Annotated in this window: 27 protein-coding genes; 13 read left to right on the top strand and 14 right to left on the bottom strand. The window is 70.7% G+C overall.

Translation table 11 applies throughout. The features are described from left to right. The first annotated feature begins 106 nt into the window (after positions 1-106). A complete protein-coding gene (locus tag I4Q55_RS22080) occupies positions 107-577 on the top strand; it encodes a DUF4291 family protein (protein ID WP_206790177.1) in 471 nt (156 codons plus the stop codon). Here I4Q55_RS22080 and I4Q55_RS22075 read toward each other — a convergent pair. Then, on the bottom strand, positions 574-846 hold the full coding sequence (locus I4Q55_RS22075; protein ID WP_206790176.1) for a hypothetical protein: 273 nt from the start codon (positions 844-846) through the stop codon (positions 574-576). The two genes, I4Q55_RS22080 and I4Q55_RS22075, sit on opposite strands and share 4 nt — an antisense overlap. A gap of 258 nt (positions 847-1,104) precedes the next feature. Between I4Q55_RS22075 and I4Q55_RS22070 the strand changes: the two genes are divergently transcribed. Beyond that, positions 1,105-4,800: a multifunctional oxoglutarate decarboxylase/oxoglutarate dehydrogenase thiamine pyrophosphate-binding subunit/dihydrolipoyllysine-residue succinyltransferase subunit gene (locus I4Q55_RS22070; protein ID WP_206790175.1), complete on the top strand. Its 3,696-nt coding sequence runs from the start codon at positions 1,105-1,107 to the stop codon at positions 4,798-4,800. Positions 4,801-4,853: 53 nt separating this feature from the next. On the opposite strand, the gene I4Q55_RS22065 is transcribed toward I4Q55_RS22070, so the two are convergent. Further along, positions 4,854-5,555 carry a hypothetical protein gene (locus I4Q55_RS22065; protein ID WP_206790173.1) on the bottom strand — a complete coding sequence of 234 codons (702 nt, stop codon included), beginning with the start codon at positions 5,553-5,555 and terminating at the stop codon, positions 4,854-4,856. A 125-nt stretch (positions 5,556-5,680) separates the two neighbouring features. On the opposite strand from I4Q55_RS22065, the gene I4Q55_RS22060 reads away from it, so the two are divergent. Together I4Q55_RS22060 and I4Q55_RS22055 are read left to right on the top strand one after the other, a co-directional pair. After that, positions 5,681-6,199 carry a GNAT family N-acetyltransferase gene (locus I4Q55_RS22060; protein WP_206790171.1) on the top strand — a complete coding sequence of 173 codons (519 nt, stop codon included), beginning with the start codon at positions 5,681-5,683 and terminating at the stop codon, positions 6,197-6,199. 15 nt (positions 6,200-6,214) lie between these two features. Beyond that, complete coding sequence (locus I4Q55_RS22055) at positions 6,215-7,174, top strand: LLM class flavin-dependent oxidoreductase (RefSeq protein WP_206790170.1); 960 nt, start codon at positions 6,215-6,217, stop codon at positions 7,172-7,174. A 345-nt stretch (positions 7,175-7,519) separates the two neighbouring features. Here the strand turns inward: I4Q55_RS22055 and I4Q55_RS22050 are convergent, their stop codons facing one another. Genes I4Q55_RS22050 through I4Q55_RS22035 form a run of 4 tightly spaced genes read right to left on the bottom strand, consistent with a single transcriptional unit; the run spans position 7,520 to position 10,819 of the window. Beyond that, positions 7,520-8,392, bottom strand: a complete 873-nt coding sequence (locus I4Q55_RS22050) for an ABC transporter substrate-binding protein (RefSeq protein ID WP_206790169.1) — start codon at positions 8,390-8,392, stop codon at positions 7,520-7,522. Beyond that, positions 8,389-9,072, bottom strand: coding sequence for an ABC transporter permease (locus tag I4Q55_RS22045; protein ID WP_206790168.1), 684 nt, complete (start codon positions 9,070-9,072; stop codon positions 8,389-8,391). Before I4Q55_RS22045 ends, I4Q55_RS22050 begins: the two co-directional genes overlap by 4 nt. Further along, a complete protein-coding gene (locus I4Q55_RS22040; RefSeq protein ID WP_206790167.1) occupies positions 9,069-9,737 on the bottom strand; it encodes an ABC transporter permease in 669 nt (222 codons plus the stop codon). Before I4Q55_RS22040 ends, I4Q55_RS22045 begins: the two co-directional genes overlap by 4 nt. After that, entirely contained in the window at positions 9,734-10,819 is a 1,086-nt protein-coding gene (locus I4Q55_RS22035) for an ABC transporter ATP-binding protein (RefSeq protein WP_206790166.1), read from the bottom strand. The genes I4Q55_RS22040 and I4Q55_RS22035 overlap by 4 nt, the downstream gene beginning before the upstream one ends. Before the next feature lie 93 nt (positions 10,820-10,912). Here I4Q55_RS22035 and I4Q55_RS22030 point away from each other — a divergent pair, with 93 nt between their 5' ends. Continuing rightward, positions 10,913-12,322 (top strand): bis-aminopropyl spermidine synthase family protein, encoded by a 1,410-nt coding sequence (locus I4Q55_RS22030; RefSeq protein WP_206790162.1) that lies wholly within the window; start codon positions 10,913-10,915, stop codon positions 12,320-12,322. A 91-nt stretch (positions 12,323-12,413) separates the two neighbouring features. Here I4Q55_RS22030 and I4Q55_RS22025 read toward each other — a convergent pair whose 3' ends face one another. Further along, positions 12,414-13,595, bottom strand: a complete 1,182-nt coding sequence (locus tag I4Q55_RS22025; protein WP_206790161.1) for an NADP-dependent malic enzyme — start codon at positions 13,593-13,595, stop codon at positions 12,414-12,416. 360 nt (positions 13,596-13,955) lie between these two features. On the opposite strand from I4Q55_RS22025, the gene rfbC reads away from it, so the two are divergent. Together rfbC and I4Q55_RS22015 are read left to right on the top strand one after the other, a co-directional pair. After that, positions 13,956-14,561 (top strand): dTDP-4-dehydrorhamnose 3,5-epimerase, encoded by a 606-nt coding sequence (gene rfbC / locus I4Q55_RS22020; protein WP_206790160.1) that lies wholly within the window; start codon positions 13,956-13,958, stop codon positions 14,559-14,561. A gap of 99 nt (positions 14,562-14,660) precedes the next feature. Next, complete coding sequence (locus tag I4Q55_RS22015) at positions 14,661-15,311, top strand: hypothetical protein (RefSeq protein ID WP_206790159.1); 651 nt, start codon at positions 14,661-14,663, stop codon at positions 15,309-15,311. On the opposite strand, the gene I4Q55_RS22010 is transcribed toward I4Q55_RS22015, so the two are convergent. After that, positions 15,308-15,781, bottom strand: a complete 474-nt coding sequence (locus tag I4Q55_RS22010; protein WP_206790158.1) for a hotdog fold domain-containing protein — start codon at positions 15,779-15,781, stop codon at positions 15,308-15,310. The genes I4Q55_RS22015 and I4Q55_RS22010 overlap by 4 nt on opposite strands. A gap of 83 nt (positions 15,782-15,864) precedes the next feature. Here I4Q55_RS22010 and I4Q55_RS22005 point away from each other — a divergent pair, with 83 nt between their 5' ends. Both I4Q55_RS22005 and I4Q55_RS22000 read left to right on the top strand, forming a co-directional pair. Beyond that, the gene (locus tag I4Q55_RS22005) at positions 15,865-16,452 is read left to right on the top strand and encodes an acid phosphatase (protein WP_206790156.1); all 588 of its coding nucleotides are present in this window, start codon (positions 15,865-15,867) and stop codon (positions 16,450-16,452) included. A gap of 1 nt (position 16,453) precedes the next feature. Then, entirely contained in the window at positions 16,454-16,936 is a 483-nt protein-coding gene (locus tag I4Q55_RS22000) for a GNAT family N-acetyltransferase (RefSeq protein ID WP_206790155.1), read from the top strand. Here I4Q55_RS22000 and I4Q55_RS21995 read toward each other — a convergent pair. Next, on the bottom strand, positions 16,933-17,403 hold the full coding sequence (locus I4Q55_RS21995; protein WP_206790153.1) for a hypothetical protein: 471 nt from the start codon (positions 17,401-17,403) through the stop codon (positions 16,933-16,935). The genes I4Q55_RS22000 and I4Q55_RS21995 overlap by 4 nt on opposite strands. A gap of 324 nt (positions 17,404-17,727) precedes the next feature. Here I4Q55_RS21995 and I4Q55_RS21990 point away from each other — a divergent pair, with 324 nt between their 5' ends. Both I4Q55_RS21990 and I4Q55_RS21985 read left to right on the top strand, forming a co-directional pair. Then, positions 17,728-18,654, top strand: a complete 927-nt coding sequence (locus I4Q55_RS21990; protein ID WP_206790150.1) for a diacylglycerol kinase family protein — start codon at positions 17,728-17,730, stop codon at positions 18,652-18,654. A 274-nt stretch (positions 18,655-18,928) separates the two neighbouring features. After that, positions 18,929-19,183 carry a WhiB family transcriptional regulator gene (locus tag I4Q55_RS21985; protein ID WP_072481920.1) on the top strand — a complete coding sequence of 85 codons (255 nt, stop codon included), beginning with the start codon at positions 18,929-18,931 and terminating at the stop codon, positions 19,181-19,183. A 455-nt stretch (positions 19,184-19,638) separates the two neighbouring features. On the opposite strand, the gene I4Q55_RS21980 is transcribed toward I4Q55_RS21985, so the two are convergent. Then, entirely contained in the window at positions 19,639-21,159 is a 1,521-nt protein-coding gene (locus I4Q55_RS21980; protein ID WP_091320522.1) for a sensor histidine kinase, read from the bottom strand. Positions 21,160-21,233: 74 nt separating this feature from the next. On the opposite strand from I4Q55_RS21980, the gene I4Q55_RS50985 reads away from it, so the two are divergent. Next, positions 21,234-21,308, top strand: a complete 75-nt coding sequence (locus I4Q55_RS50985; RefSeq protein ID WP_098515123.1) for a 50S ribosomal protein bL37 — start codon at positions 21,234-21,236, stop codon at positions 21,306-21,308. A gap of 64 nt (positions 21,309-21,372) precedes the next feature. Here the strand turns inward: I4Q55_RS50985 and rsrA are convergent, their stop codons facing one another. Both rsrA and I4Q55_RS21970 read right to left on the bottom strand, forming a co-directional pair. Then, positions 21,373-21,693, bottom strand: a complete 321-nt coding sequence (rsrA, locus tag I4Q55_RS21975; RefSeq protein WP_206790148.1) for a mycothiol system anti-sigma-R factor — start codon at positions 21,691-21,693, stop codon at positions 21,373-21,375. Beyond that, complete coding sequence (locus I4Q55_RS21970) at positions 21,690-22,313, bottom strand: sigma-70 family RNA polymerase sigma factor (RefSeq protein WP_206790146.1); 624 nt, start codon at positions 22,311-22,313, stop codon at positions 21,690-21,692. The genes rsrA and I4Q55_RS21970 overlap by 4 nt, the downstream gene beginning before the upstream one ends. A gap of 192 nt (positions 22,314-22,505) precedes the next feature. Between I4Q55_RS21970 and ybaK the strand changes: the two genes are divergently transcribed. Then, entirely contained in the window at positions 22,506-22,982 is a 477-nt protein-coding gene (gene ybaK, locus I4Q55_RS21965) for a Cys-tRNA(Pro) deacylase (RefSeq protein ID WP_206790145.1), read from the top strand. A gap of 1 nt (position 22,983) precedes the next feature. Here the strand turns inward: ybaK and I4Q55_RS21960 are convergent, their stop codons facing one another. Then, complete coding sequence (locus I4Q55_RS21960) at positions 22,984-23,592, bottom strand: alpha/beta family hydrolase (RefSeq protein WP_206790144.1); 609 nt, start codon at positions 23,590-23,592, stop codon at positions 22,984-22,986. Further along, positions 23,589-24,335 carry an SOS response-associated peptidase gene (locus tag I4Q55_RS21955; protein ID WP_206790143.1) on the bottom strand — a complete coding sequence of 249 codons (747 nt, stop codon included), beginning with the start codon at positions 24,333-24,335 and terminating at the stop codon, positions 23,589-23,591. Before I4Q55_RS21955 ends, I4Q55_RS21960 begins: the two co-directional genes overlap by 4 nt. Positions 24,336-24,442: the final 107 nt, after the last annotated feature.

Raw genomic sequence — 24,442 nt, 5'->3', positions numbered from 1 at the left:
CCGATGCCCGCCCAATCACGCGTGATGCCCCTCCAATCACGCGAGATGCCTCCTTGCGCACGAAAGTTCGTGGCCGGGGCGGGCCGGCGCTGGGAGCATGGCGGGCATGTTCGAGGAGAAGCGGGTCCCCGACCGGCAGGTCCGGGCGGCGCGGACCGAGACGACCATCCGGGTCTACCTGGCCTGCTCGCCCGCCGTCGCCGATGCCGCGCTCGAGAAGCAGGCCTTCGAGGGGGGCGGGACCACGTGGTTCGTGCCGTCGTTCCGCCTGGCGGCCTACCTCAGCGGCAACGGGCGCGAGCCGGGGCACGAGCGCGTCCTGGCCCTCGACATCACCCGGGCAGGCTTCGAACAGGCCCTCGCCGGGCACGTCGAATGGGTCCCGGAGCGAGATCTCGACCACACGGCGCTGAACTTCCAAGCGGTCCGGATCGACGGCGAACCCCGCGACGAGTGGATCACCGCCATCACCGACGTCACACCCGTGATGCGCGACATCGCCGGCCTGCTGGCCACCGACCAGCTGCACCTCGCGGTCAAGCTCGTCCCCCACGAGCCGCCGTACCCGACGTCCTAAGGCAGCGCCCGCCAGGCCAACGCCCCCATTCCCGCCGCCTCGACGTCCGGGCGCGACGCCCACCGGACCGTCCCCGGCCGGACGTGGATCCCGGCCCCGACCAGCCAGTCCGGCTCGTCGGGCTCGACCCACGCCATCTCCTCGACGTCGGACGGCGACAGCCAGACCGCTGAGCACGAATCACACCGGAGCACGACCGTGCCGGACTCGGTGACCAGCGGCCGCACCAGGCCCTGGTCCCAGAACGACGGACATTCGACCAGCCACATCGTCCCAGGAGAACCCCCGCCGGTGAACGTCCACCGGCCACGGGACGAACCCGGGAAAAAGAACCCGGGAACCCTGTACCGGGTCCACTGCTTAAGGTTCCCTTAGCACATCTTGATCGAGTCAGTGACCGATACCCTAGTGCGCCACGCCTCACACAGGCCGGTTCCATCACATCGCGGTCACCGAGGGGGTTAGCCTGGTAGGCGCATCAGCGGATTCAAGATCGAGATCGAGACGGATAGAGGCGAGCCCCAGCCGTGTCCAGCAGCAGCCCTGCGTCACAGTTCGGCCCCAACGAGTGGCTGGTCGAAGAGATGTACGACCAGTTCCTCGCCGACCCTTCCTCAGTCGATGCCGCCTGGCACGACTTCTTCGCGGACTTCAAGCCGACGCAGAGCGCGCAGGCCAAGGCGGACACCGCCCGGCAGCAGGCCGACGCCAAGCCCGCCACCAACGGCCAGGCCGCCCAGCCGTCGCCCAAGGCCGTGCAGAACGCGGAGTCGGCGGCCAAGCAGGCCGCGCCCGCCAAGCCGGCCCCCGCGAAGCCGGCGGCGAAGGCGGCTCCCAAGCCGGCGGCGAAGGCCGAGCCCAAGGCCGACGCGAAGAAGGAAGAGCCGGAGTCGAAGCAGCTGCGCGGCGCCGCGGCGGCCATCGCCAAGAACATGGACGCCTCGCTGAGCGTCCCCACCGCGACCAGCGTGCGCGCGGTCCCGGCGAAGCTGATGGCGGACAACCGCATCGTCATCAACAACCACCTCAAGCGCACCCGCGGCGGCAAGATCTCCTTCACGCACCTCATCGGCTACGCCATGGTGCGGGCGCTGAAGGCCTACCCGAACATGAACCGGCACTACCAGCTGATCGACGGGAAGCCGTTCGCGGTCACGCCGGAGCACGTCAACTTCGGGCTCGCGATCGACATGAAGGGCAAGGACGGCTCGCGCAACCTCGTCGTCGCCTCGATCAAGGGCGTCGAGGACATGACGTTCCTGCAGTTCTGGCAGGCCTACGAGGAGATCGTCAAGAAGGCCCGCAACAACAAGCTCACCGCCGACGACTTCTCCGGCACCACGATCTCGCTGACCAACCCGGGCGGCATCGGCACCAACCACTCGGTGCCGCGCCTGCAGGCCGGCCAGGGCGCCATCATCGGCGTCGGCGCCATGCAGTACCCGGCCGCCTTCGAGGGCACCAGCGAGAAGACCCTGGTCGACCTCGGCATCAGCAAGATCATGACGCTGACCTCGACCTACGACCACCGCATCATCCAGGGCGCGGAGTCGGGCGAGTTCCTCAAGCGCATCCACGAGCTGCTGCTCGGCGAGGACGGCTTCTACGACGACGTCTTCACCAGCCTGCGCCTGCCGTACGAGCCGATCCGCTGGGTCGCCGACATCCCGGACGGCCCGGTCGACAAGACCGCCCGCGTCATCGAGCTGATCGACGCGTTCCGGATGCGCGGCCACCTGATGGCCGACACCGACCCGCTGAACTACCGCCAGCGCAGCCACGCCGACCTGGACGTCCTGTCCCACGGTCTCACCCTGTGGGACCTCGACCGCGAGTTCCCGGTCGGCGGCTTCGCCGGCCAGGAGCGGATGAAGCTGCGCGACATCCTGGGCGTGCTGCGCAACTCGTACTGCCGCACGGTCGGCATCGAGTACACCCACATCCTCGACCCCGAGGAGCGCCGCTGGATCCAGGAGCGCGTCGAGATCCCGCACGAGAAGCCGGACCCCGCGGTCCAGAAGTACGTGCTCTCGAAGCTGAACGCCGCCGAGGCGTTCGAGACGTTCCTGCAGACCAAGTACGTCGGCCAGAAGCGGTTCTCGCTGGAAGGCGGCGAGACGGCGATCCCGCTGCTCGACACCATCCTCGACAAGGCCGCCGAGCACGAGCTCGACGAGGTCGTCATCGGCATGCCGCACCGCGGCCGCCTCAACGTGCTGGCCAACATCGTCGGCAAGCCGATCAGCCAGATCTTCCAGGAGTTCGAGGGCAACCTCGACCCGGGCCAGGCGCACGGCTCCGGTGACGTGAAGTACCACCTCGGCGCCGAGGGCAAGTACTTCCGGATGTTCGGCGACGGCGAGACGAAGGTGTCGCTGACCGCGAACCCGTCCCACCTGGAGACGGTCGACCCGGTGCTCGAGGGCATCGTCCGCGCCAAGCAGGACATCCTCGACAAGGGCGGCGAGGGCTACACCGTCCTGCCCGTCCTGATGCACGGCGACGCGGCCTTCGCGGGCCAGGGCGTCGTCGCCGAGACGCTGAACCTGGCGCTGCTGCGCGGCTACCGCACCGGCGGCACCGTGCACGTCATCGTCAACAACCAGGTCGGCTTCACCACCGCGCCGGAGCACTCGCGCTCCTCGCAGTACGCCACCGACGTCGCGAAGATGATCGGCTCGCCGATCTTCCACGTGAACGGCGACGACCCGGAGGCCGCGCACTGGGTGGCCAAGCTGGCCGTCGAGTACCGGCAGGCGTTCCACAAGGACGTCGTCATCGACCTCATCTGCTACCGCCGCCGCGGGCACAACGAGGGCGACGACCCGTCGATGACGCAGCCGGCGATGTACGACATCATCGACACGAAGCGCTCGGTCCGGAAGACCTACACCGAGTCGCTGATCGGCCGCGGCGACATCTCCGTCGAGGAGGCCGAGGCCGCGCTGCGCGACTTCTCGAGCCAGCTGGAGCACGTCTTCAACGAGGTCCGCGAGCTGGAGAAGCACCCGGCGAAGGCCAGCCCCTCGGTCGAGGAAGAGCAGCCGATGCCCGCGAAGGTGCCGACCGCGGTCACCAACAAGGTCATCGAGCACATCGGCGACGCGTTCGTGAACGTGCCGGAGGGCTTCACCCCGCACCCGCGCGTCAAGCCGGTCATGGAGCGCCGCCACAAGATGTCGCGCGAAGGCGACATCGACTGGGCGTTCGGCGAGCTGCTGGCGTTCGGCTCCCTGGCGATGGAGGGCCGGCTGGTCCGGCTGTCCGGCCAGGACTCCCGCCGCGGCACGTTCACCCAGCGGCACTCGGTCTTCATCGACCGCAAGACCGGCCAGGAGTACGCGCCGCTGCAGAACCTGGCCGACGGCCAGGGCCGCGTGATGATCTACGACTCGGCGCTGTCGGAGTACGCGGCCGTCGGCTTCGAGTACGGCTACTCGGTGGCGAACTCCGAGGCGCTGGTGATGTGGGAAGCGCAGTTCGGCGACTTCGTCAACGGCGCCCAGACGGTCATCGACGAGTACATCTCCTCCGGCGAGGCCAAGTGGGGCCAGCGCTCGGACGTCGTGCTGCTGCTGCCGCACGGCCACGAGGGCCAGGGCCCGGACCACACGTCCGGCCGCATCGAACGCTTCCTCTCGCTGTGCGCGGAGGGCTCGATGACGGTGGCGGTCCCGTCCACCCCGGCGAACTACTTCCACCTGCTGCGCCGCCACGCCCTCGACGGCATCCAGCGCCCCCTGGTCGTCTTCACGCCGAAGTCGATGCTGCGCAACAAGGCCGCGACGTCGGGCGTCGAGGACTTCACCGGCGAGAGCCGGTTCATGTCCGTCATCGACGACGTCACGCCGGACCCGGCGAAGATCCGCAAGGTGCTGCTGACCTCCGGCAAGCTGTACTGGGAGCTGGTGGCCGAGCGGACGAAGCGCGAGGCGGACGACATCGCGATCGTGCGGATCGAGCAGTACTACCCGCTGCCGAAGAAGAAGCTGCTGGCGGCGATCGAGCGGTACACGAACGCGACGCAGGTCGCGTGGGTCCAGGAGGAGCCGGAGAACCAGGGTGCGTGGCCGTTCTTCGGCCTGAACCTGCCCCGGAAGTTCCCGGAGGTGTTCTCGAAGCTCGAGGTCGTGTCCCGCCGCCCGATGGCGGCCCCGTCGGCGGGTTCGTCGAAGGTGCACGAGGTCGAGCAGAAGGCGCTGATCGCGAAGGCGTTCGACTGATCGCTTGAAGGAAGGCCTCCCCACGGTTCTGGTTCGCCGTGGGGAGGCCTTTTCTATTCGAGGGACTCGGAAGCGGCCTTGGCCAGGCTGTGCGCGTTGCGGCGGCACCGTTCGATGTTCCGGTCGGACGTGTCGGCGGCCGTGACGATCACGGTGACGTCGACGTTGCCCTGGTAGAACCGCACCCCGCACTGCATGGTGCCGCTCTGGTCGTAGTCGACGTCCGCGGCCTTCGTGGCCTTCCCGATCTTCTCGGTGATCGGCTTGGCCCCGCGGTCCACTTCGATGTCGTAGCCCGCCTTCGCGTACCCGGGACCATCTCCCGAGCCCGGCCGGTTCGACTTCGCGAGCATCATCGACACCGTGCCGGACGACGAGCCGGACTTCATCCACGAGCAGCTGAGCTGGGACAGCTGGATCCTGTCGTCCGAGCCGCTGGCGGGTTCGGCGGGGCTGTCACTGGTCAGCGGCGGCAGGTTGTTCATCCGGCTCCCGACCTCACTGCACCGCGGCAGCGAGGAGTACTTGTCGGGTTCACCGGCCGGCGCGGTGGAGGTCGGCGCGGCGGTGGACCGCTTGTCGTCCGCGGTCAGCAGGAAGAAGGCGCCGACGCCCGCCCCGGCCAGCACGAGCACGCCGACCACCACGAGCACGACGATCAGGACGGTCTTCCCCCCGGACTTGGGCGGCGGGTAGCCGGGCTGCTGCTGGTACGGCTGGTACTGCGGATACGGGTACTGAGGTCCTTGCTGCACGGATCGGACATTAGGCCATTCGCCCGGCCTGAGCAGGCCGTTCACCCGAAATCGTCAGCGGCCTTCCGGCTCGGCGCGCGAAACCCGATTGCCGTCCCCACCCGGTTCGCGGCAAGGTGGCGCTCATGCTGATCCGCCGCGAGACGCCTGCCGACCAGGCGGCGATCCACGCCGTCCACAGTGAAGCCTTCCGGCGTGAGCCCGGCGGCACCCCGATCGAGGCGCCCCTCGTCGACGACCTTCGGGCCGAAGGCGACCTGATCAACGCCCTCTCGCTCGTGGCCGTCCACGACGGTGCCGTCGTCGGGCACGTGTGCTGCAGCCGGGCCCGCCTCGGCGACCACGCCGAGACCGCCGTCGGGCTCGGGCCGCTCGGTGTGCTGCCCGCGCACCAGACGAGCGGCGTCGGCTCGGCGCTGATGCACGCCGTCGTCGGGGCGGCCGACGCCCTCGGCTACGGCCTCGTCGTCCTGCTCGGCGAACCCGCCTACTACTCGCGGTTCGGGTTCGTCGAGGCGGCGACGCTGTCGATCGTTTCGCCGGACGCGAGCTGGGGCAAGTACTTCCAGGCCCGGACGCTGGCCGCGTACGAACCCACCCAGTCGGGCGCGTTCACCTACGCGCCGGCCCTCGCCCGCCTCTGAGCCAGGAGACAGCGCATGTACGCACCCACGACCTCGGTCGGCGTCCGGATCAACCGCGAGCAGCCGCCAGCCAAGCTGCGCGACCTGGCGCGCCAGGCCGAAGACGCGGGTCTCGACGAACTCTGGCTGGTCGAGGACTGCTTCTGGGCGGCCGGCATCGCCACGGTGGCGACGGCGCTGGCGGTGACGTCGACGATCAAGGTGGGCATCGGCGTCCTGCCGGCGGTGGCGCGCAACCCGGCGATCGCGGCGATGGAGCTCGCGGCGCTGGCGGAGCTGCACCCGGACCGGCTGATCGGCGGCTTCGGCCACGGCGTCGCGTCGTGGATGCGGCAGATCGGCGCGTACCCGGAGTCGCCGCTGGCGGCTCTGGAGGAGACGCTGCTGGCGGTCCGGCGGCTGCTGGCGGGCGAACGCGTCTCGATGGACGGCAAGCACGTCCAGCTGGACGAGGTCGAGCTGGTGTTCCCGCCGTCCTCGCCGCCCCCGCTGGTGGCGGGCGTCCGCCGCCCGAAGTCCCTGGCGGTGGCGGGCGCGACGGCGGACGGCACGATCCTGGCCGAGCCGTCCCCGCCGGAGTTCGTCCGGACGGCGTTGGCCGGCATCGCGGCGACCGGCCCGCACGCCCTGGTGACGTACAACTGGCTCGCCCTCGGCGACCGCGAGCGGGCCCGCCGGACGGTCGCGGAGTCCCTGAACCCCGGTTCGCGGGTGCAGCTCGAGGGCCTGCCGTTCGCCGGGGAGCTGCTGGCCCTGCTGGATTCGACGTCCACAGTGGACGAGGTGGCGGCCGGCCTGCGCCCGGAGTGGATCGACCGCCTGGCGATCTGCGGAGACTTGGACACCTGCGCGGCGGCAGTCCGGTCACTGCACGACGCGGGCAGCGGCTCGGTGGTGCTGCTGCCGCTGCCGGAGGAGCCGCCGGAGCAGGGCATCGAGGACGCGGGCCGCGTGGCCGCGGCGGTGCGCGGCTGACACCACCGCGGCACGGGACCGGTTGCCCACAGTCGGACCAGGGTGTGGACAACCGGGCCTACCGACGCCTGTATGCGGCCTTTTCGTCGGTCCGGGCCGATACGCTGGCCTCGGGGGGCGCCCCCGCGCGTGGGCGCCCGAGGCCGGCCCGCTCGCCACCGCCGGGGACGCCACCAGCGAGGCCATCCACGTCGCCGCGGCCGGGCAGGCCGCTCTTCGCCGCCGTGTCCGTTGCCTTCACCGTCGCGCGGATCGTCGGCACCGCCTACCTCATCCACCTCGGCGTTCAGGCCATATCGAGGTGGCCACCGGAGGCATCATCGGCCTCAAGCCGGCCCCGGACCGCTAAGCCCGCGCGAGGAAGTCCTCCGCGATGTCCAGCGGATTGCGCTTCTCCTCGGTGAACTCGACGTTGAGCCGCGTGAGTTCCGCGGTCGTCAGCGCCGCCGAAACGCGGTTCAACGCGGCCACCTCGGCCGGCGACAGCGTTCCCCGCGCCACCAGCGGCACGATGTTCTGCGCCGGGAACATGTTCTTGTCGTCCACCAGCGGCACGAACCCGTTCGCCGCGATCGTCGACGACGTGCTGAACAGGTCCGCCACCTGGACCTCACCCGACTTCAACGCCGCCACCGTCACCGGACCGCCGGTGTCCGTCGTGCGGATCTCCTTGAACTCGCAGCCGTACAGCGCCTTGATCTTGTCCTTCCAGCGGCTGCTCCACTGGCCCGGCCCGCCGAACACCAGGTCGCGGCAGCGCGGGCCAAGGTCCGAGAACGTCTTCACCCCCGACGACGCCAGCTGCGGGCCGACGACGAGCAGGTCCTTGTCCTCCGCCGGCGCCTGGTCCAGCACCTCGAACCCGGCCGGGAGCTTCTGGCGCAGCTGCGCGTAGACGTCCTGGGACGTCGTCGCGGTCGTGTCCTTGTCGAAGTACCGCAACAGGTTCCCGCTGTAGTCGGGCACCACCGACAGCGACTTGTCCTGCAGTGCCTTGACGACGACCTCGCGGCTGCCCACCGGCGGCCGCACGGTCACGTCCGAAGCACCCGCCTGCCGCAGCGCGCCGGCGTAGATCTGGGCCAGCAGCAGGCTTTCGCCGACGTCGGACGCGCCGATGATGATGTCGCCCGAAGTGCCGCCCTCGCCGCCGCCGGCCAGCGGGTTGCCACAGCCGGCGGCCAAGAGCAGGACAGCGACCGTCAGAAAACGCTTCACGCCGCCACCTTCTTCACGGCCGCCGCGAGCCGGACGCCCCGGGGCACCAGTGCCCGGTTCAGCAGCGCGAAAAGCAGGTCCAGGACGATCGCCAGCAACGTCGTCAGCAGCGCGCCCGCGATCACCTCCGAATAGTCCAAAATGGCCAGTCCGTCGAGCAGGAACCGGCCCAGGCCACCGAGTCCGACGTACGCGGCCACCGCGGCGGTCGCCACCAGCTGGAGCACGGCGTTGCGGATGCCGCCGAGCACGAGCGGCAGCGAAATCGGCACCTCGACCTGCCACAGCCGCTGCCAGCCGGTCATCCCGACGCCCTCGGCGGCGTCGACCACGCCGTGGTCGGTCGCCTGCAGCCCGGCGTACGTCCCGGCGAGGATCGGCGGCACGGCCAGCACGACGAGCCCGATGATCGTCGAGGTGACGCTCTCGGTGAACAGCAGGAACAGGAACGTGACGAGCCCCAGCGTCGGCAGCGCGCGGATGGCGTTGCCGACGCTCACCAGCGCGACGCCGCCGCGGCCGGTGTGGCCGACGAACAGGCCCAGCGGTACCGCGACGACCAGCGCGATCGCCAGCGACAACGCCGTGTAGCCGACGTGCTCGAGCAGCCGCTGCGGGATGCCGCCGGGCCCGGACCAGTGCGCCGGGTCGCCGAACCAGCGGACGAGATCGGTGATCACGGCGCCCCCACCCGGGTCCACGGCGTCAGCAGGTTGCGCGAGCCCACCAGCACCAGGTCGACGACCAGCGCCAGCAGCAGCGTCAGCACGATGCCGACCACGATCGGCGAGAAGTACTCGCGCTGGAAGCCGTCGGTGAAGAGCACACCGAGGCCGCCGGTGCCGATCAGGGCGCCGACACTGACCAGGCTGATGTTGCTGACCGCCGCGACCCGCACACCGGCCGCCAGCACCGGCACCGACAGCGGCAGCTCGACGGCGAAGAAGCGCCGCACCGGCTTGTACCCGACGGCGGTCGCCGCGGCGATCACCGGCGGCGGCACCGCGTCGAGGGCGTCGAGGACCGGCCGGACCAGCAGCGCCGTGGTGTAGATCGTCAGCGCGACGACGACGTTGACGCTGTCGAGGATCTTCGTCCCGATCAGGCCGGGGATGACGACGAACAGCGCGAGCGACGGGATCGTGTAGAGCAGGTTCGCCAGCACCATGAGCACCTGCCGCGCGGGCTGCCACCGGCACCCGAGCCAGCCCGCCGCGATCGCCAGCACGATGCCGAGGACCAGCGGGAGCAGCGCGAGGTAGACATGATCGCCCAGGTCACCGAGGATCTGGACGCGGTTGTTCGCGCTGCTCAGGTACCGGCCGAGCTCGTCGAAGAAGCTCATGACGCCTGCGGCGTGCCCTCGATGACGTCCAGGACCTGCCGCGCGACCACGGCGCCGAGTACGCGGTGTTCTTCGTCGACGACCACGCCGAGGCTGGCGGGCGACGACAGCGCCGCGTCGAGCGCGCCGCGGATCGGCGTCCCCCGCACCCAGAGGGAACCGCCGGCCACCAGGTCGTCTTCGCCCAACTCTCCGTCCACAGTGGAGTTCGGCGGCAGCCAGCCGCGCGGCTGCTTCTCGGTGTTGACCGCGAGCCGCCAGCCGTCGCTCGCCGCGACGGCCGCGCCGATCTCGACCAGCTCCAGGTCCTTGACCTCGACGCCTTCGGCGGAGAGGAACGACAGGCCGCGGTAGCCGCGGTCACGGCCGACGAACGACGCGACGAAGTCGTCCACCGGGTGCCGCAGGACGTCGGCGGGGGTGCCGTACTGGGCCAGCTTGCCGCCGACCCGCATCACCGCCACCTTGTCGCCGAGCCGGACGGCCTCGTCGATGTCGTGCGTGACGAACACGATCGTCTTGCCCAGCTGGGACTGCAGCCGCAGCAGCTCGTCCTGCAGGCCTTCGCGCACCACCGGGTCGACCGCGGAGAACGGCTCGTCCATCAACAGCACCGGCGAGTCCGCGGCGAGCGCGCGGGCGACGCCGACGCGCTGCTGCTGGCCGCCCGAGAGCTGGGCCGGGTAGCGCTTGCCGAGCTCGACCGGCAGGCCGATGATCTCGAGCAGCTCGGCGGCCCGCTTGCGTGCCTTCGCCTTGTCCCAGCCCGAAAGCAGCGGCACGGTGGCGATGTTGTCCAGCACCGTCCGATGTGGAAAGAGGCCGGCGTGCTGGATGACGTAGCCGATGCCGCGGCGCAGCAGCGCCGGGTCGCCCTCGGCGACGTCCTTGCCGTCGAGCAGCACCTGGCCGGCGGTCGGCTCCACCATCCGGTTGATCATCCGCAGCGACGTCGTCTTGCCGCAGCCGGACGGGCCGACGAACACGGTGATCGTGCCGTCTTCGACCGTGAGGTTCAGCTTGTCGACGGCGACCGTCCCATCCGGATACTGCTTGGTCACGTCGCGGAATTCGATGGTCACTGCCACTCCCCATGTCCCGGTCGCTTCCGACCGTAGCCGAGTCGGCGGTGGTTGGCACGGCGTTCCGGCAGGTGGCCAGTAGGCTCAAGGCCCGTGAACGCCCTCGACGACGTCCTCGCCGCGCACGGCGTCGGCGTCCGCCCGCTGTACCGCGTCCTCGACCTGCTGCGCACCGGCGACCACGACCTCGGCGAGCTGGTGCGGCTCTCGACCGCCCCTCGCCGCAGTGTCGAAGCCGTCCTCGCCGCCCTCGGCGACGACCTGGACCGCAGCGGCGACCGCCTGCGCATCGCCCCCGGCGTCGCGGCGTCGTACCTGCAGTACCGCGCGCCCCGCTACGCCGACCCGCTCGACGAAGCCGTCGCGACGCACGAGCTGCTGCCGAAGGTCGCCGAGTGGGTGGCCGAGGTGCCGTCGCCGCTGGCCGCGCTCGACCACGTGCAGGCCACGCCGGAGACCGTGCTGCGCCGCGCGCTCTGGCTGGACGCGCAGTACGACCTCGCCTCGGCGCGCCTGCTGTTCCTCGGCGACCACGACCTGACGTCGCCGGCCGTGCGCGCGGTCTGCCCGTCGGCGTCGCTGACGGTCGTCGACCTGGACGAGCGCGTGCTCGCCTACCTGGACGACCGCGGCGGCCGCGAGATCCGGACCGTGCACGCGGACCTGCGCGTCGGCCTGCCCCCGGCGCTGAGCGGGGGCTTCGACCTCGTGTTCAGCGATCCGCCGTACACACCCGAAGGAATGGGGCTGTTCGCGGCGCGCGGGGTGCAGGCGCTGCGCGAGCCGAGCGAGGGACGGCTGCTGCTGGCGTACGGCTACAGCCCGCGTCACCCGGCGCTGGGCGCGCAGGTGCAGCGCTCGCTGGCCACGCTCGGGCTGACGTTCGAGGCGATCCTGCCGGGCTTCAACCGCTACTTCGGGGCGCAGGCGATCGGCAGCGCGGCGGACCTGTACGTCTGCCAGCCGACGGCGAAGGCCAAGAAGATGCGCGGCGCCAAGGCGATCTACACGCACGGGCCGCAGTCGGTGGAGGCCGCCGGGACGAAGCCGGCACTGCTGGAAAAGCTGAAGGAGATCGCCGGCGCGGGTGGTCTGGCGCTGGAGTCGCGGCCGGTGGACTGGTCGATTTCCGGCCCCGAGGGCGACGCGGTCGCGATGGACCTCTCGGCCGACCCGGGCCCGTGGCTGCTGCGGACGCTGCTGGGCACGAACGCCCGGCGCCTGGCACTCCTGCTGCCGAACGCCCACCCCGACCTGGCGGACCAGGCGTCCCAGGAGGCGCTCGCGTCACTCGTCCGGGGGAAATACGCGCTGCGGTACCTGCGAAGCACGCCGGACAACCGGCACGCGGTGGTGGTCGCGGAGGCAGTGGAGCACCAGGACGAGATCCTCACCCGGGCCCACGCCCGCCTGGCGAACGTCTCCCTCGACGTCCCGTCGGATCTCACCGACCTGCGCCTGGTCGACGTCCCCCGCCATCGCCTGCCCGAGCTCCTGGGCTGAAGCGCCCCAATGTGGCCTTGGTTGCGTTGAACGCACCCAATGTGGCCTTCGGTGCGTTGAACGCACCGAAGGCCACATTGGGGCGCTTGGGTCAGTCGGTGACGCCGTCGGCTTCGGCGGCCTTCGCCACCGCGGCCGCGACCTCCGGGGCCACGCGCGGGTCGAGCGGCGACGGGACGATCCGGTCCGGGCCCAGGTCGTCCATCGCCACCGACACGATCGCCTCGGCGGCCGCCAGCTTCATGTTCTCCGTGATCGCCCGCGCGCCCGAGTCGAGCGCACCGCGGAAGACACCGGGGAACGCCAGCACGTTGTTGATCTGGTTCGGGAAGTCGCTCCGGCCGGTCGCCACGATCGACGCGTACCGCGCGGCCACCTCCGGGTGCACTTCCGGGTCCGGGTTGGACAGGGCGAACACGATGCCGCCGCCCGCCATCCTGGCCAGCAGCGACTCGTCGATCGTCGCGCCCGACAGGCCGAGGAACACGTCCGCGCCTTCCAGCGCCTCCGCCAGGCCGCCGCGCAGGCCGGCCTTGTTCGTCGACGCGGCCAGCCGCTCCTTCACCGGGTTGAGCCCCTCGCGGCCGGAGTGGATGATGCCGCGCGAGTCGAGCACCGTGACGTCGCCGATGCCCGCCTCCTGCAGGATCTTCGCGCAGGCCACGCCCGCCGCGCCGGCGCCGGAGACGACCACGCGCTGGTCGGCGATGGCCCGGTCGAGCACCAGGTTGGCGCCGCGCAGCGCGGCCAGCGTCACGATCGCCGTGCCGTGCTGGTCGTCGTGCATGACCGGGCAGTCGAGGGCTTCCTTGAGCTTGTCCTCCAGCTCGAAGCACCGCGGCGCGGAGACGTCCTCCAGGTTGACGGCCCCGAACGACGGCCGCAGCCGCACCAGCGTCTCGACGATCTCGTCGACGTCCGTCGTGTCCAGCACCAGCGGGATCGAGTCGAGCCCGCCGAAGGTCTTGAAGAGCACCGACTTGCCCTCCATGACCGGCAGGGACGCGCTCGCGCCGATGTCACCGAGGCCGAGCACCGCCGTCCCGTCGCTGACCACGACGACCAGCCGGTCCGCCCACGTGTAGCGCCGGGCCTTGGCCGCGTCCTCGGCGATCGCGCGGCTCACCTTCGCCACACCCGGGGTGTACGCGATCGAAAGGTCACGCGGGCTGGAAATCGGGCGGGTGGCCGCCACCGAGAGCTTGCCGCCCTCGTGCCCGGTGAAGATCTCTTCGTCGGTGACCGGCGCGACGGCGCCGGTGGGGTCGGTCATGGGGTTTCCTGTCGTCGTTTCCGTCATTCCCCCCGTGGGAATGACGGAACTCGCGGATCGGACTTGGGTCACTGGAATTTCTCCTGGGCATGCGGGCTGGGACCACGGTCGAGCAAGGGGAAACCGTGGGGGGTCCCGGCACGGCAGCCCAGCGCGGTAGCGCCGGCCTGTCGGCGAGGCGTCACGTCGGCCATCGGTGCCGTGGGTCTGGCGATGGCCGCGGACGCGGCGGTTCGTTCATTGTGACAGGTCCCCGGCCACCGGTGACCCCTCGGTGCGGTTGATGTCACACCGGGCCCGTTTTCCCGGCAATTCCCAAGACGTCCGTCCGGTTTTGTTGGCGCCGGTTAAGGTGATGACATGCAATTCCGCCCGCTGAGCGTCCCGGACGCCTTCGAGTTCTCCCCCCGGGCGTTCCCCGACGACCGGGGCCTGTTCGTCGCGCCGTTCCAGGAGGACGCCTTCCGCGAAGCCGTCGGCCACCCGCTGCGGCTCGGCCAGACGAACCACAGCGTGTCCCGGCGCGGCACGATCCGCGGCATCCACTTCGCCGACACCCCACCCGGCCAGGCCAAGTACATCTACTGCCCCCGCGGGTCGCTGCTGGACGTCGTCGTCGACATCCGCGCCGGGTCGCCGACCTTCGGCCAGTGGGACGCGGTCGTGCTGGACTCGCGGGAGTTCCGCGCCATGTACCTCGCCGAGGGCCTCGGCCACGGCTTCGTCGCCCTCGAGGACGACACCGTGATGGCCTACTTCTGCTCGGAGCCGTACAACCCGGCGGGCGAGCACGGCATCACACCGCTCGACCCGGCGCTCGACCTGCCCTGGCCGGCGGACATCGCGCCGATCCTCTCCGCCAAGGACCGCTCCGCGCCGACCCTGGCCGAGGCCAGGGAACAGGGCCTTCTCCCGTTGTACGCGGACTGCGTCGCCTACTACGACAAGCTGCGCTCGGCGAACTGACCCGCCGCCGGGCCCGGCTCGATCCTCGCGGGAATCCCGGGTTCTCCCTGGGGACGATCCCGGATGTCCCGGCGGCGCCACGCGGGCAGGCTCACCGCCATGAAACTTCTCGCACTGGGGGCGGCCGCGGTCGCGTTGGCACTGACACCCGGAATCGCCTCCGCCGACACGCTGCCGGCGTTCGACTTCACTGACTGCCCGGCACCGCCCGCGAACGCCGACCCCGGCACGTGGCGCTGCGAAGCCTTTGTCTCCGAAGGAAAACTGACGATCGGCCGGCAGGAGATCCCGCTCGGGGAAATGCGGCTGACGTTCAGCGAGGGCAGGGTCAACGGGCAGTACGCGCAGGTGTTCGGCACGCTGAAACACGAGCCGGTCCGCGTACCCGGCCTGGCCGGCACGACGCTCCAGCTGCGCTACGGCGGCTATTCCGACTTCGAGGGCAACGACGAGCGCCGCGGCGAGCTCGACGTCTACGCCGTGCTGTCGCACCCGTTGCTGCGCAAGGAATGCAGCGTCGGCACGGCGGCCGCGCCACTGCACACCGTCGTCCACGACGACCCGGCGCTGCCGCCGACCGTGCTTTCCCGGAACCCGCCGACGTTCCACTTCGGCGTCGTCGACCCGGACCTGGCGCTCCCGGCGACGCAGGGCTGCGGCCCGCTCGGCAAGCTCGTGGACCGGAAGCTGGGCCTGCCGTCGTCAGCCGAGTTCCACCAGGCGACGTACGTGCAGTACAAGCAGCTCTAACGCTTCTTCGGCGTCACCCAGATGGTGATCGTCCCGGTGACCACGGGCTTGCCGTTCTTGTCCGAAATGGTCACCGGGACCTCGAGGTCGAAGCCTTCGTCGCCGAACTCCGGCAGCTCGGGCAGCGCCGCCACCGCGCGCAGGCCCGTCTCGGCCTTCGCGACGTACTGGACGTTCATGCCCTTCGGCAGCCAGCGGTGCGTGGCGGGGACGGTCGCCTCGGCGAGCATGCCCATCGCGATCTCGGCGAGGTTGCAGGCGGCGATCGCGTGGAAGGTGTGGATGTGGTTGTAAACACCCCACCACTTCGGCGCGGTCACCTCGCAGCGGCCCGGACGCAGCACCCGCACGGAGGGCAGCACCGTGCGGAAGTAGGGCACGCGCAGGCAGATCGCGGCGCTGAACAGCTGTTTTCCCCCGGGCTTCCCGGCCAGCTTGCGCCACAGCGCGAACGTCGGCGTCTCGGACATGGGCGTCTCCTCGAACTAAGCTACCGTTCAGTAGCTAAGCAGACGGCCAGCCGCCGCGCAAACGGCCGGGTATGTTCGGCCGCGTGACCAACCGTCTCTTCCTCCTCCGGCACGGGCAGACCGAATGGTCGCTGAACGGGCGGCACACGGGCCGCACGGACATCCCGCTGACGCCGGCGGGCGAAGGCCAGGCACGCGCCGCGGGCGGCACCCTCCGGAGCCTGGTGGGCGGCCCGTCGCGGGTGCTGTCGAGCCCGCGCGCCCGGGCGCTGCGCACGGCGGCGCTGGCCGGGCTCCGCGTCGACGAAGTCACCGAGGACCTCGCCGAGTGGGACTACGGCGACTACGAAGGCATCACCACGCCGCAGATCCGCGAAACCGTGCCGGGCTGGACGGTCTGGAGCCACCCGAGCCCCGGCGGCGAAAGCGCTTCGGACGTCTCCGCGCGTGCGGATCGCGTGCTGGAGCGCGCCCGGCGTGCCTGCGAGGCCGGCGACGTCATCCTGGTGGGACACGGGCACTTCAGCCGCGTGCTGGTGGCCCGCTGGCTCGGCCTGCCCGCCACCGCCGGCGTCCACTTCGGGCTCGACGCGGCCGGCATCGCGGTGCTCGGCGACGAGCGCGGCGAGCCCCAGATCGAACACCTCAACCTGCTGCCCGCGGAGGACTGACGTGCCCGACGACCGCATCCGCCGGATCCGCCCTTCGGACGTCGAAGCGGCGGTCGGCCTGGCGTACGAGCTGGCGGCGTACGAGCGCGCGCCGGACGAGTGCCACCTGACGCCGGCGCAGCTGCACGAGGCGCTGTTCGGCGAATCGCCGAAGCTGTTCGGGCACGTGGCCGAAGTGGACGGCGAGATCGTCGGCTTCGCCGTCTGGTTCCTGAACTACTCGACGTGGCGCGGGGTGCACGGGATCTACCTGGAGGACCTGTACGTCCGGGAGTCCCAGCGCGGCTCGGGCCTGGGCAAGGCGCTGCTGGCGGCGTTGGCGGCGGAGTGCGTCGCGAACGGCTACGCGCGGCTGGAGTGGTCGGTGCTGGACTGGAACCCGGCGACGGAGTTCTACAAGGCCCTGGGCGCGGTCCCGATGGACGAGTGGACGGTCAACCGCCTCACCGACGCCCCGCTTCGCGCGTTGGCCGCCCAGGCTTAGTCCTCTTCGTGGCCTTCGCGCTCGGCGCGACGGCCCGCCAGCCCGCCGCGTTCGGCGGCCTCGGTCTCGGTCTCGCCTTCGCGCAGGCCCAGCGCCCAGGCCCGCGACGGCCGCCGGAACAACAGGACCAGGGCCGCGATGCCGAGCAGGGCGATCGGGACGCCCCACAGCGGCTCGCCGGACGGGCCCAGCAGGTACCAGCCGAGCCCGATCACGATCAGCGCGATCACCACGCCCGGCGAGCGCGCCCACGTCTGGCCGAGCACCAGCCCCGCCGACGCGGCCAGGAACGCCAGCGCCACCACGATGAACGTGCCCGACTCGACGAAGACGTTGTTGCCCGGCTGGGCCGGCGCGCCCAGGCCGTTCACCAGCACGACCACCCCGAACACCAGCAGGGCGAGCGACGGCACCGCGGTGACCACGCCGGCCAGCCGGACCTCACGGGGAGCGGGCGAGAGCTTCACTGCGGCGGCCTTCCGGAGCGACTTCGGCGGGTGCTTCGCGTCGGCACAGTGGACTCGACCAGGGCGGGTCACCGTGCGTGAGCTCTTTCGATCGTATGCCACCCGGTCGGCCGTTTTCCCGGGACCGCCCGGGCGTCGAAAATCAAGATGTCGTCGATGAGCGGGCGGTCGGCCCGGGTGCACTTGTCACGACGAGCGGACACTCGCACGTGAAGGAGGACCGCCCGGCACAGGGTCTCGAAGGTGCTGTTCCCCGGGGTTGCGCCCGTCACCATGCGGCGCCGGAAGGTTCTCGGGCCGCCGGAAGTCACTTACTCTGCGGTAATGCGCGCAATCCTCGTGGTGAACCCCCAGGCCACCTCGACCACCGCGGGTGGCCGGGACGTCCTGGCGCACGCGCTCGCCAGCCAGGTCAAGCTCGACGTGGTCGAGACGGACTACCGCGGCCACGCGATGGCCGTCGCGCGCTCGGCCGCGCGGGACGGCATCGACCTGGTCGTGGCACACGGCGGCGACGGCACGGTCAACGAGGTCGTCAACGGCCTGCTGGCCGACGCCGACGGTGACCCCACCCAGATCGGGCCGGTACCCGCCCTGGGCGTCGTCCCGGGCGGCTCGGCCAACGTGTTCGCGCGTGCCCTCGGCATTTCCGCGGACTCCTTCGAGGCCACCCACCAGCTGCTCAACGCGCTGGAGAACGACCGCTCGCGCCGGGTCGGGCTCGGCCTGGCCGACGGCCACTGGTTCACCTTCAACGCCGGCCTCGGCTGGGACGCCGACGTCGTCGGCCGGGTCGCCAAGCGCCGCGGCAAGCAGACCACGGCCGGCCTCTACATGCGGGCCGCCGTCCGCTCCTACTTCCGGCCGCCGTTGGGCCGGCCGGCCCTCACGATCCGCATCCCGGGCGAGGACCCGGTCGAGGCGTTGACCGCTTTCGTGTCGAACACCGATCCGTGGAGCTACCTGGGCGAGCGCGCCGTCCACCTCAACCCGGGTTGCTCGTTCGAGACGGGATTGGGTTTGTTCGCGCTGAACGGTCTGGGGTTGCCCACGGTGTTCAAGCATGTACGCCAAGCTTTGGCTACGAAGAGCAACCAGCGGGGCCGGCGTCTCGTGCGTCACGATGACCTGCCGATGATCCGCATCGACGCAGCTGAACCGGTAAACTTCCAGGTGGACGGCGACCTCGTCGGCCAGCGGACCCGAGTGGAGTTCTTCAGCGTCCCCCATGCACTCACGGTGATCGTGTGACGACGGGACCGCTGATCGCCTGCGGATAAGTACCAGGTGCCGTTCGTCGACGGAGAAGCTCCACTCAGCGCATCAGCCTTCCCTTCGGTCGGCCGTTTCAGAGAGAAACCGCAGGTCAGAGGGGTCGCTCGGCCGGGTGACCTGACTCACCGATCTGTCAGAAACCCTTGTCGAAAGCGGTGCTTCGTGAAAGCATTCACAAGCACCCAAGAACACGACCGCCATTGACGACTGTGGCGCGGCCCTCCCGCGCCATATGAAGGAGCTCACGAACATGGACTGGCGCCACGACGCGGCCTGCCGAGACGAGGACCCCGAGCTGTTCTTCCCGGTGGGAACCAGCGGTCCTGCTCTGTCGCAGGTAGCGCAGGCGAAGGCCGTGTGCCACCGCTGCACCGTCGCTTCCGACTGCCTGGCCTGGGCTCTGGCCAGCGGGCAGGACGCGGGTGTGTGGGGCGGTATGAGCGAGGACGAGCGACGCGCTCTCAAGCGCCGCCGTACGCACATTGGCACGCGTACCAACGCCTGATTTTCACCGCTTGCATCACCCGAGCCGCGAAGAAATTCACCCGGCGGGCACGCCTGTGTCCATGCCATCCGGGGTGACACCTACCCGGTTCGAGCTTAACAAGTGGGGCGAAACCACCTGGCGACGGGTGCGGTGAAACCTCACCGGGACTTCAAGTCCTCCCGCAAAGCGCTGAACGGCCCGGCACCACGCACCTGGTGCCGGGCCTTCATCGTGATGCCCCTCCAATCACACGTGATGCCCCTCCAATCACGCGAGATACCTGCCCAATCACGCGAGTCCCGCGCGCAATCACACGAGTCACGCTTCCAGTCACGCAAGTCGCGCGCTCGATCACGCGCCGAATCCGCCCCGCCCGGGCCTGCCCGTGCGGAAAAAGGCTTCACGCGTGATTGAGCGGGCATCAAGCGTGATCGAAGGGGCATCACGCGCGATTGAGTGTCGACACGGCGCGGTCAGAGACGGCGCGAGAGCGGGATGCGCAGGGCGGCTTCCGTGCCCGTCACGCGGGTCGACGACGCCTCCGTGCGCACCTTGCGCAGCGAAAGCGAGCCCCGCAGCTCGGACTCCACCAGCGTCCGCACGATCTGCAGCCCGAGGCCGTCCGAGCGCTCCAGCGAGAACCCCGACGGCAGGCCGCGCCCGTTGTCGCGGATGACGACGTCCAGCCAGCGGGCCGAGCGCTCCACGATCAGCTCGACCTTGCCCGACCGGCCCGCCGGGAAGGCGTGCTCGATCGCGTTCTGCACCAGCTCGGCCAGCACCATCACCAGCGGCGTCGCGATCTCCGCGACCACCACCCCGAACGAGCCCTTCCGCGACAGGCTGACCTGCGACTCCGCCGTCGCGACCTCGCCGACCATCGGCAGCACGTTGTCGAGCAGCTTGTCGAGGTCGACGCGCTCGTCCACCGAAATCGACAGCGCCTCGTGCACCAGCGCGATCGACGTCACCCGGCGCACGGACTCCGCCAGGGCGAGCCGTGCCTCCTCCGACGTCGTCCGCCGGGACTGCAGGCGCAGCAGCGCCGCCACCGTCTGCAGGTTGTTCTTCACCCGGTGGTGGATCTCGCGGATCGTCGCGTCCTTCGACAGCAACGCCCGGTCGCGCCGCTTCACCTCGGTGACGTCGCGGACCAGCACCAGCGCGCCCGCCGCCTGGCCGGCCGGCCGCAGCGGCAGCGCGCGGAACAGCACCACGGCGCCGCGTCGCGAGTCCGCCTCCGTGCGGCTCGACGGCTTGCCGTCGAGGGCCTCGATGATCCGGTGGGACACCTCGGTCGCGTCGAACGGGTCGCGGATCAGCGAGCGCGTCAGGGGCGCCAGCCGCGTCCCGACCAGGTCGGACTCGTGCCCCATCCGGTGGTACGCGGAGAGGCCGTTCGGGCTGGCGAACACGACCGTGCCGCTCGAATCGAGCCGGATCAGCCCGTCACCCACCCGCGGGGACGTGTGCGTGTCCGTCGCGTTGGTGCCGTTCGGCGGGAACGTGCCGTCGACGATCATCTGGCACAGGTCACCGGCGCTGCCCAGGTACGCGATCTCCAACGGCGACGGCACGCGCGGCGCCGCCAGGTTCGTCTCACGGCTCATCACGGCGATGACCTCGTCGTGGAAGCGCACCGGGATCGCCTCGCGCCGCATCGGCAGGTCGCGGTACCAGTGCGGGTCCTCCTCGCGGCAGATCCGCACTTCGCGCATGGCCTTCGCCAGCTGCGGGTGCTCCTGGACCGTGAACCGGGTGCCGACGACGTCCTCGGGGTGCGCGGTGGGCGCCGTCGTCGGCCGCGCGTGCGCGACGCAGACGAAGTCGCCGCCGTCCGGCTGCAGCTCCTCGGTCACCGGGACCCAGAGCAGGAAGTCCGCGAAGGACAGGTCGGCCAGCAACTGCCACTCCGCGACGACGGTCTGCAGGTGATCCGCCGCCTCCCCGGGGAGGCCGGTGTTGTCGGCGAGCAGTTCGGCGAGCGTGGACACGCACCCCATCCAACCAGAGCGGGACGTCATGACACACTTGAGACGTTGACCAGCTTTGACGACGAGGAGTGAACATGTCGAAGCGCGCCCGCAAGCGTCGCGACCGGAAGAAGAACGGCGCGAACCACGGCAAGAAGCCCAACGCCTGAGCGTTCGGCATGCCGAAGGCCCCCGTACCACGCGGTGCGGGGGCCTTCGTCGTGCTCAGGCGCGCTACTCGGAGCGCTGCTCGAGGGTGATCTCGGTGCGTTCCACGGTGACGCCGCCGCGGGAGGCGACGGTCTGGCGGATCGACGCGCGCAGCCGGCTCTTCAGCTCGGCCGGCGCGTGGTCGCCGCCGCACTTGCGGGCCAGCAACTGCTTGATGTGCTCGTCGATGCCGTACTCCTCGAGGCACGGCGGGCAGTCCTCGATGTGGGCGCGCAGCGCGGCGTCACGCTCGGGGCTGCACTCGCGGTCGAGCAGCAGGTAGATGTCGGCGAGCGCCTCTTCGCAGCGGACCTTGTCGGACGCGCCCTCGCACATGTCGCTCATCGCCCCGCCACCTCCTCCCGGGCACCCCGGATGAAGCCGCGCTCACGGGCCACGTCGGCGAGCAGGTCGCGCAGCTGGGCGCGGCCGCGGTGCAGGCGGGACATCACGGTGCCGATGGGCGTGTCCATGATCTCGGCGATCTCCTTGTACGCGAAGCCCTCGACATCGGCCAGGTAGACGGCCAGCCGGAACTCCTCGGGCAGCTTCTGCAGGGCGGCCTTGACGTCGGTGTCGGGCAGGTTGTCCATCGCCTCGACCTCGGCCGAACGCAGCCCGCTGGAGGTGTGGCTCTCCGCCTTGGCGATCTGCCAGTCGGTGATCTCGTCGGTGGGCGCCTGCACCGGCTGCCGCTGGCGCTTGCGGTAGCCGTTGATGTAGGTGTTGGTCAGGATGCGGTACATCCAGGCCTTGAGGTTCGTGCCGGCCTTGAAGGACGCGAAGGCGGCGTACGCCTTCAGGTAGGTCTCCTGGACCAGGTCCTCGGCATCGGCGGGGTTGCGGGTCATCCGCATCGCGGCCGAGTACAGCTGGTCGAGCAGCGGCATCGCGTCCCGCTCGAAGCGCTCGGCGCGCTCGGCCTCGGTCGCTTCTTCCGGCGCTGAGTTCTGCGTGCTCGGCAAACCGTTCCCTTCCCGCTCGGCGTCGATGCGCGTGCGCGCATACGGCGGACCCGAGTTTACGCGGGGACCGGGCACGCCGCGGTTCGCCGGTGCCTCGGGACGGCGGCGGCTGCGTGAGCGTGTGGTGGCGAGCGTTGTTGTCACGTCCCGTACAACCGATCGGGGCAACCGGGCATTCCCTAGACTTCCGCCATGGCTGGCAAGGGCACCCCGGCGACGGCGTTGCTGGTGAAGCAAAAAGTGGCGCACACGCTGCACGCTTACGACCACGACCCGCGCGCGGAGTCGTACGGGCTGGAGGCGGTCGAGGCGCTCGGCCTGGACCGGGCGCGCGTGTTCAAGACGCTGGTGGCGGAGGTGGACGGCCGCCTGGCGGTGGGCGTGGTCCCGGTCACGGGCCAGCTGGACCTGAAGGCACTGGCGGCCGCGGCGGGCGGCAAGAAGGCGAAGATGGCGGACCCCGCGGCGGCCCAGCGGGCGACGGGGTACGTGCTGGGCGGCATCTCGCCACTGGGTCACCGGAGCCGGCTACCGGTGGTGATCGACGCGTCGGCTTCGACGTTCGAGACGGTGTTCTGTTCGGCCGGCCGGCGGGGGCTGGAGGTGGAGCTGGCCCCGGCCGAGCTGATCCGGCTCACGGGTGCGGTGGTGGCCCCGATCGCGGCCTGAGTCAGGCCAGCGGCCGCAGCACGCGCGACAGCCACTCCGTCGCCGCGCGCGAGACCTTCTCCAGGTCCTTCCCCAGGTTGTGGTCGCCGTCGACCAGCACCAGCTCCTGGTGCGGTCCCGGCTTCGGCCGCCCGAACGGGTCACGTTCCCCCTGGATCACCAGCGTCGGGACCTCCACCGCGTCGAACTCCGGCTGCCGCGACTTCTCCGGCTTGCCCGGTGGGTGCTCCGGGAACGCCAGGCACAGCACCGCGACCGCTTGCCCGGCGGCAGCCGTCCGGCAGGCCACCCGGGCCCCCGACGACCGGCCGCCGAACACGAACGGGAGGCCGTCGAAGCGCTCCGACAGCTCGTCCGCCACCGTCAGCCACGCCGTGTCCAGCTGGTTCGCCGGGGCCGGCGCGCGGCGGCCCGCCACCCGGTACGGCTGCTCGACCAGTGCCACGTGCACGCCCGCCGCCTGCGCCGCGCGCGTCACCTCCACCAGGTCCTTCGCGCCGAGACCGCCGCCCGCGCCGTGGCCGAGCATGAGCACCGCCACGCCCTCCTCGGCGCAGTGCAGGTACACCCGCGCCGGGCCGTAGGCCGTCTCGATCGGGATCGCCGTCATGAGAAGAGGGTGCTCTCGTGTGCCGGATCGACCCGCTCCAGCAGCTCGGGCCCGTTGTTGCGGACGTTGTTCACCCGGCTCGAGACCGGCCGCAGCTCCAGCGAAGCCACGATGTCCTCGGGAGTCGGCACCAGCAGGTCGGTGACGTCTTCGCGGTCCGGGTCCAGCCAGCCGTCCCAGTGCGCGCGCGGCACGATCAGCGGCATCCGGTGGTGGACGTCGGTGAGCTGCCCGGCCGCGTCGGTCGTGATGATCGAGAACGTGATCAGCGGCGACGCCTCGTCGTCGTCCTTCGGCCGCCAGCTCTCCCAGATCCCGCCGAACGCGATCGACGAATCATCCCGCGCCGTCATGTAGAACGGCTCCTTCTCCTTGCCCGTGCGGCGCCACTCGAACCAGCCGTCGGCCGGCACCAGGCAGCGGCGCGACACCAGCGCGCGGCGGAAGGCGGGCTTCTCGGCGGCCGTCTCGGCGCGCGTGTTGATCATCCGCGAGCCGACCGACGGGTCCTTCGCCCAGAACGGCACCAGGCCCCACTTCATCATCCGCAGCGAGCGCTCGGCGGGCTCGTCCTCGAGGATCTGGCCGTCTTCGTCACGCGGGTGCCGCTGCACGACCGTGACCACGTTCTTCGTCGGCGCCACGTTGTGGTCGGCGCGCGCGTGACCTTCGGTGAGGTCGATCGCGTCGAACTCCTCGATCAGCTTCGCCGGATCCTTCGTGGCGGCGTAGCGCCCGCACATGACCAACCTCCTGGTGCCCGATACGTCCGGGACGCCATCGTTACACGCAGGCCAGGGCCGTGGCGAGCGACATGGGATCATTCGGGTGGGCACCGGCACACGAGAGG

Origin of the sequence: Amycolatopsis sp. MtRt-6 (assembly GCF_017308975.1) — a bacterium.
GTDB lineage: Bacteria > Actinomycetota > Actinomycetes > Mycobacteriales > Pseudonocardiaceae > Amycolatopsis.
The sequence above is the reverse complement of the archived record's forward strand: the minus strand, read 5'-3'. Positions and strand labels throughout refer to the sequence as shown.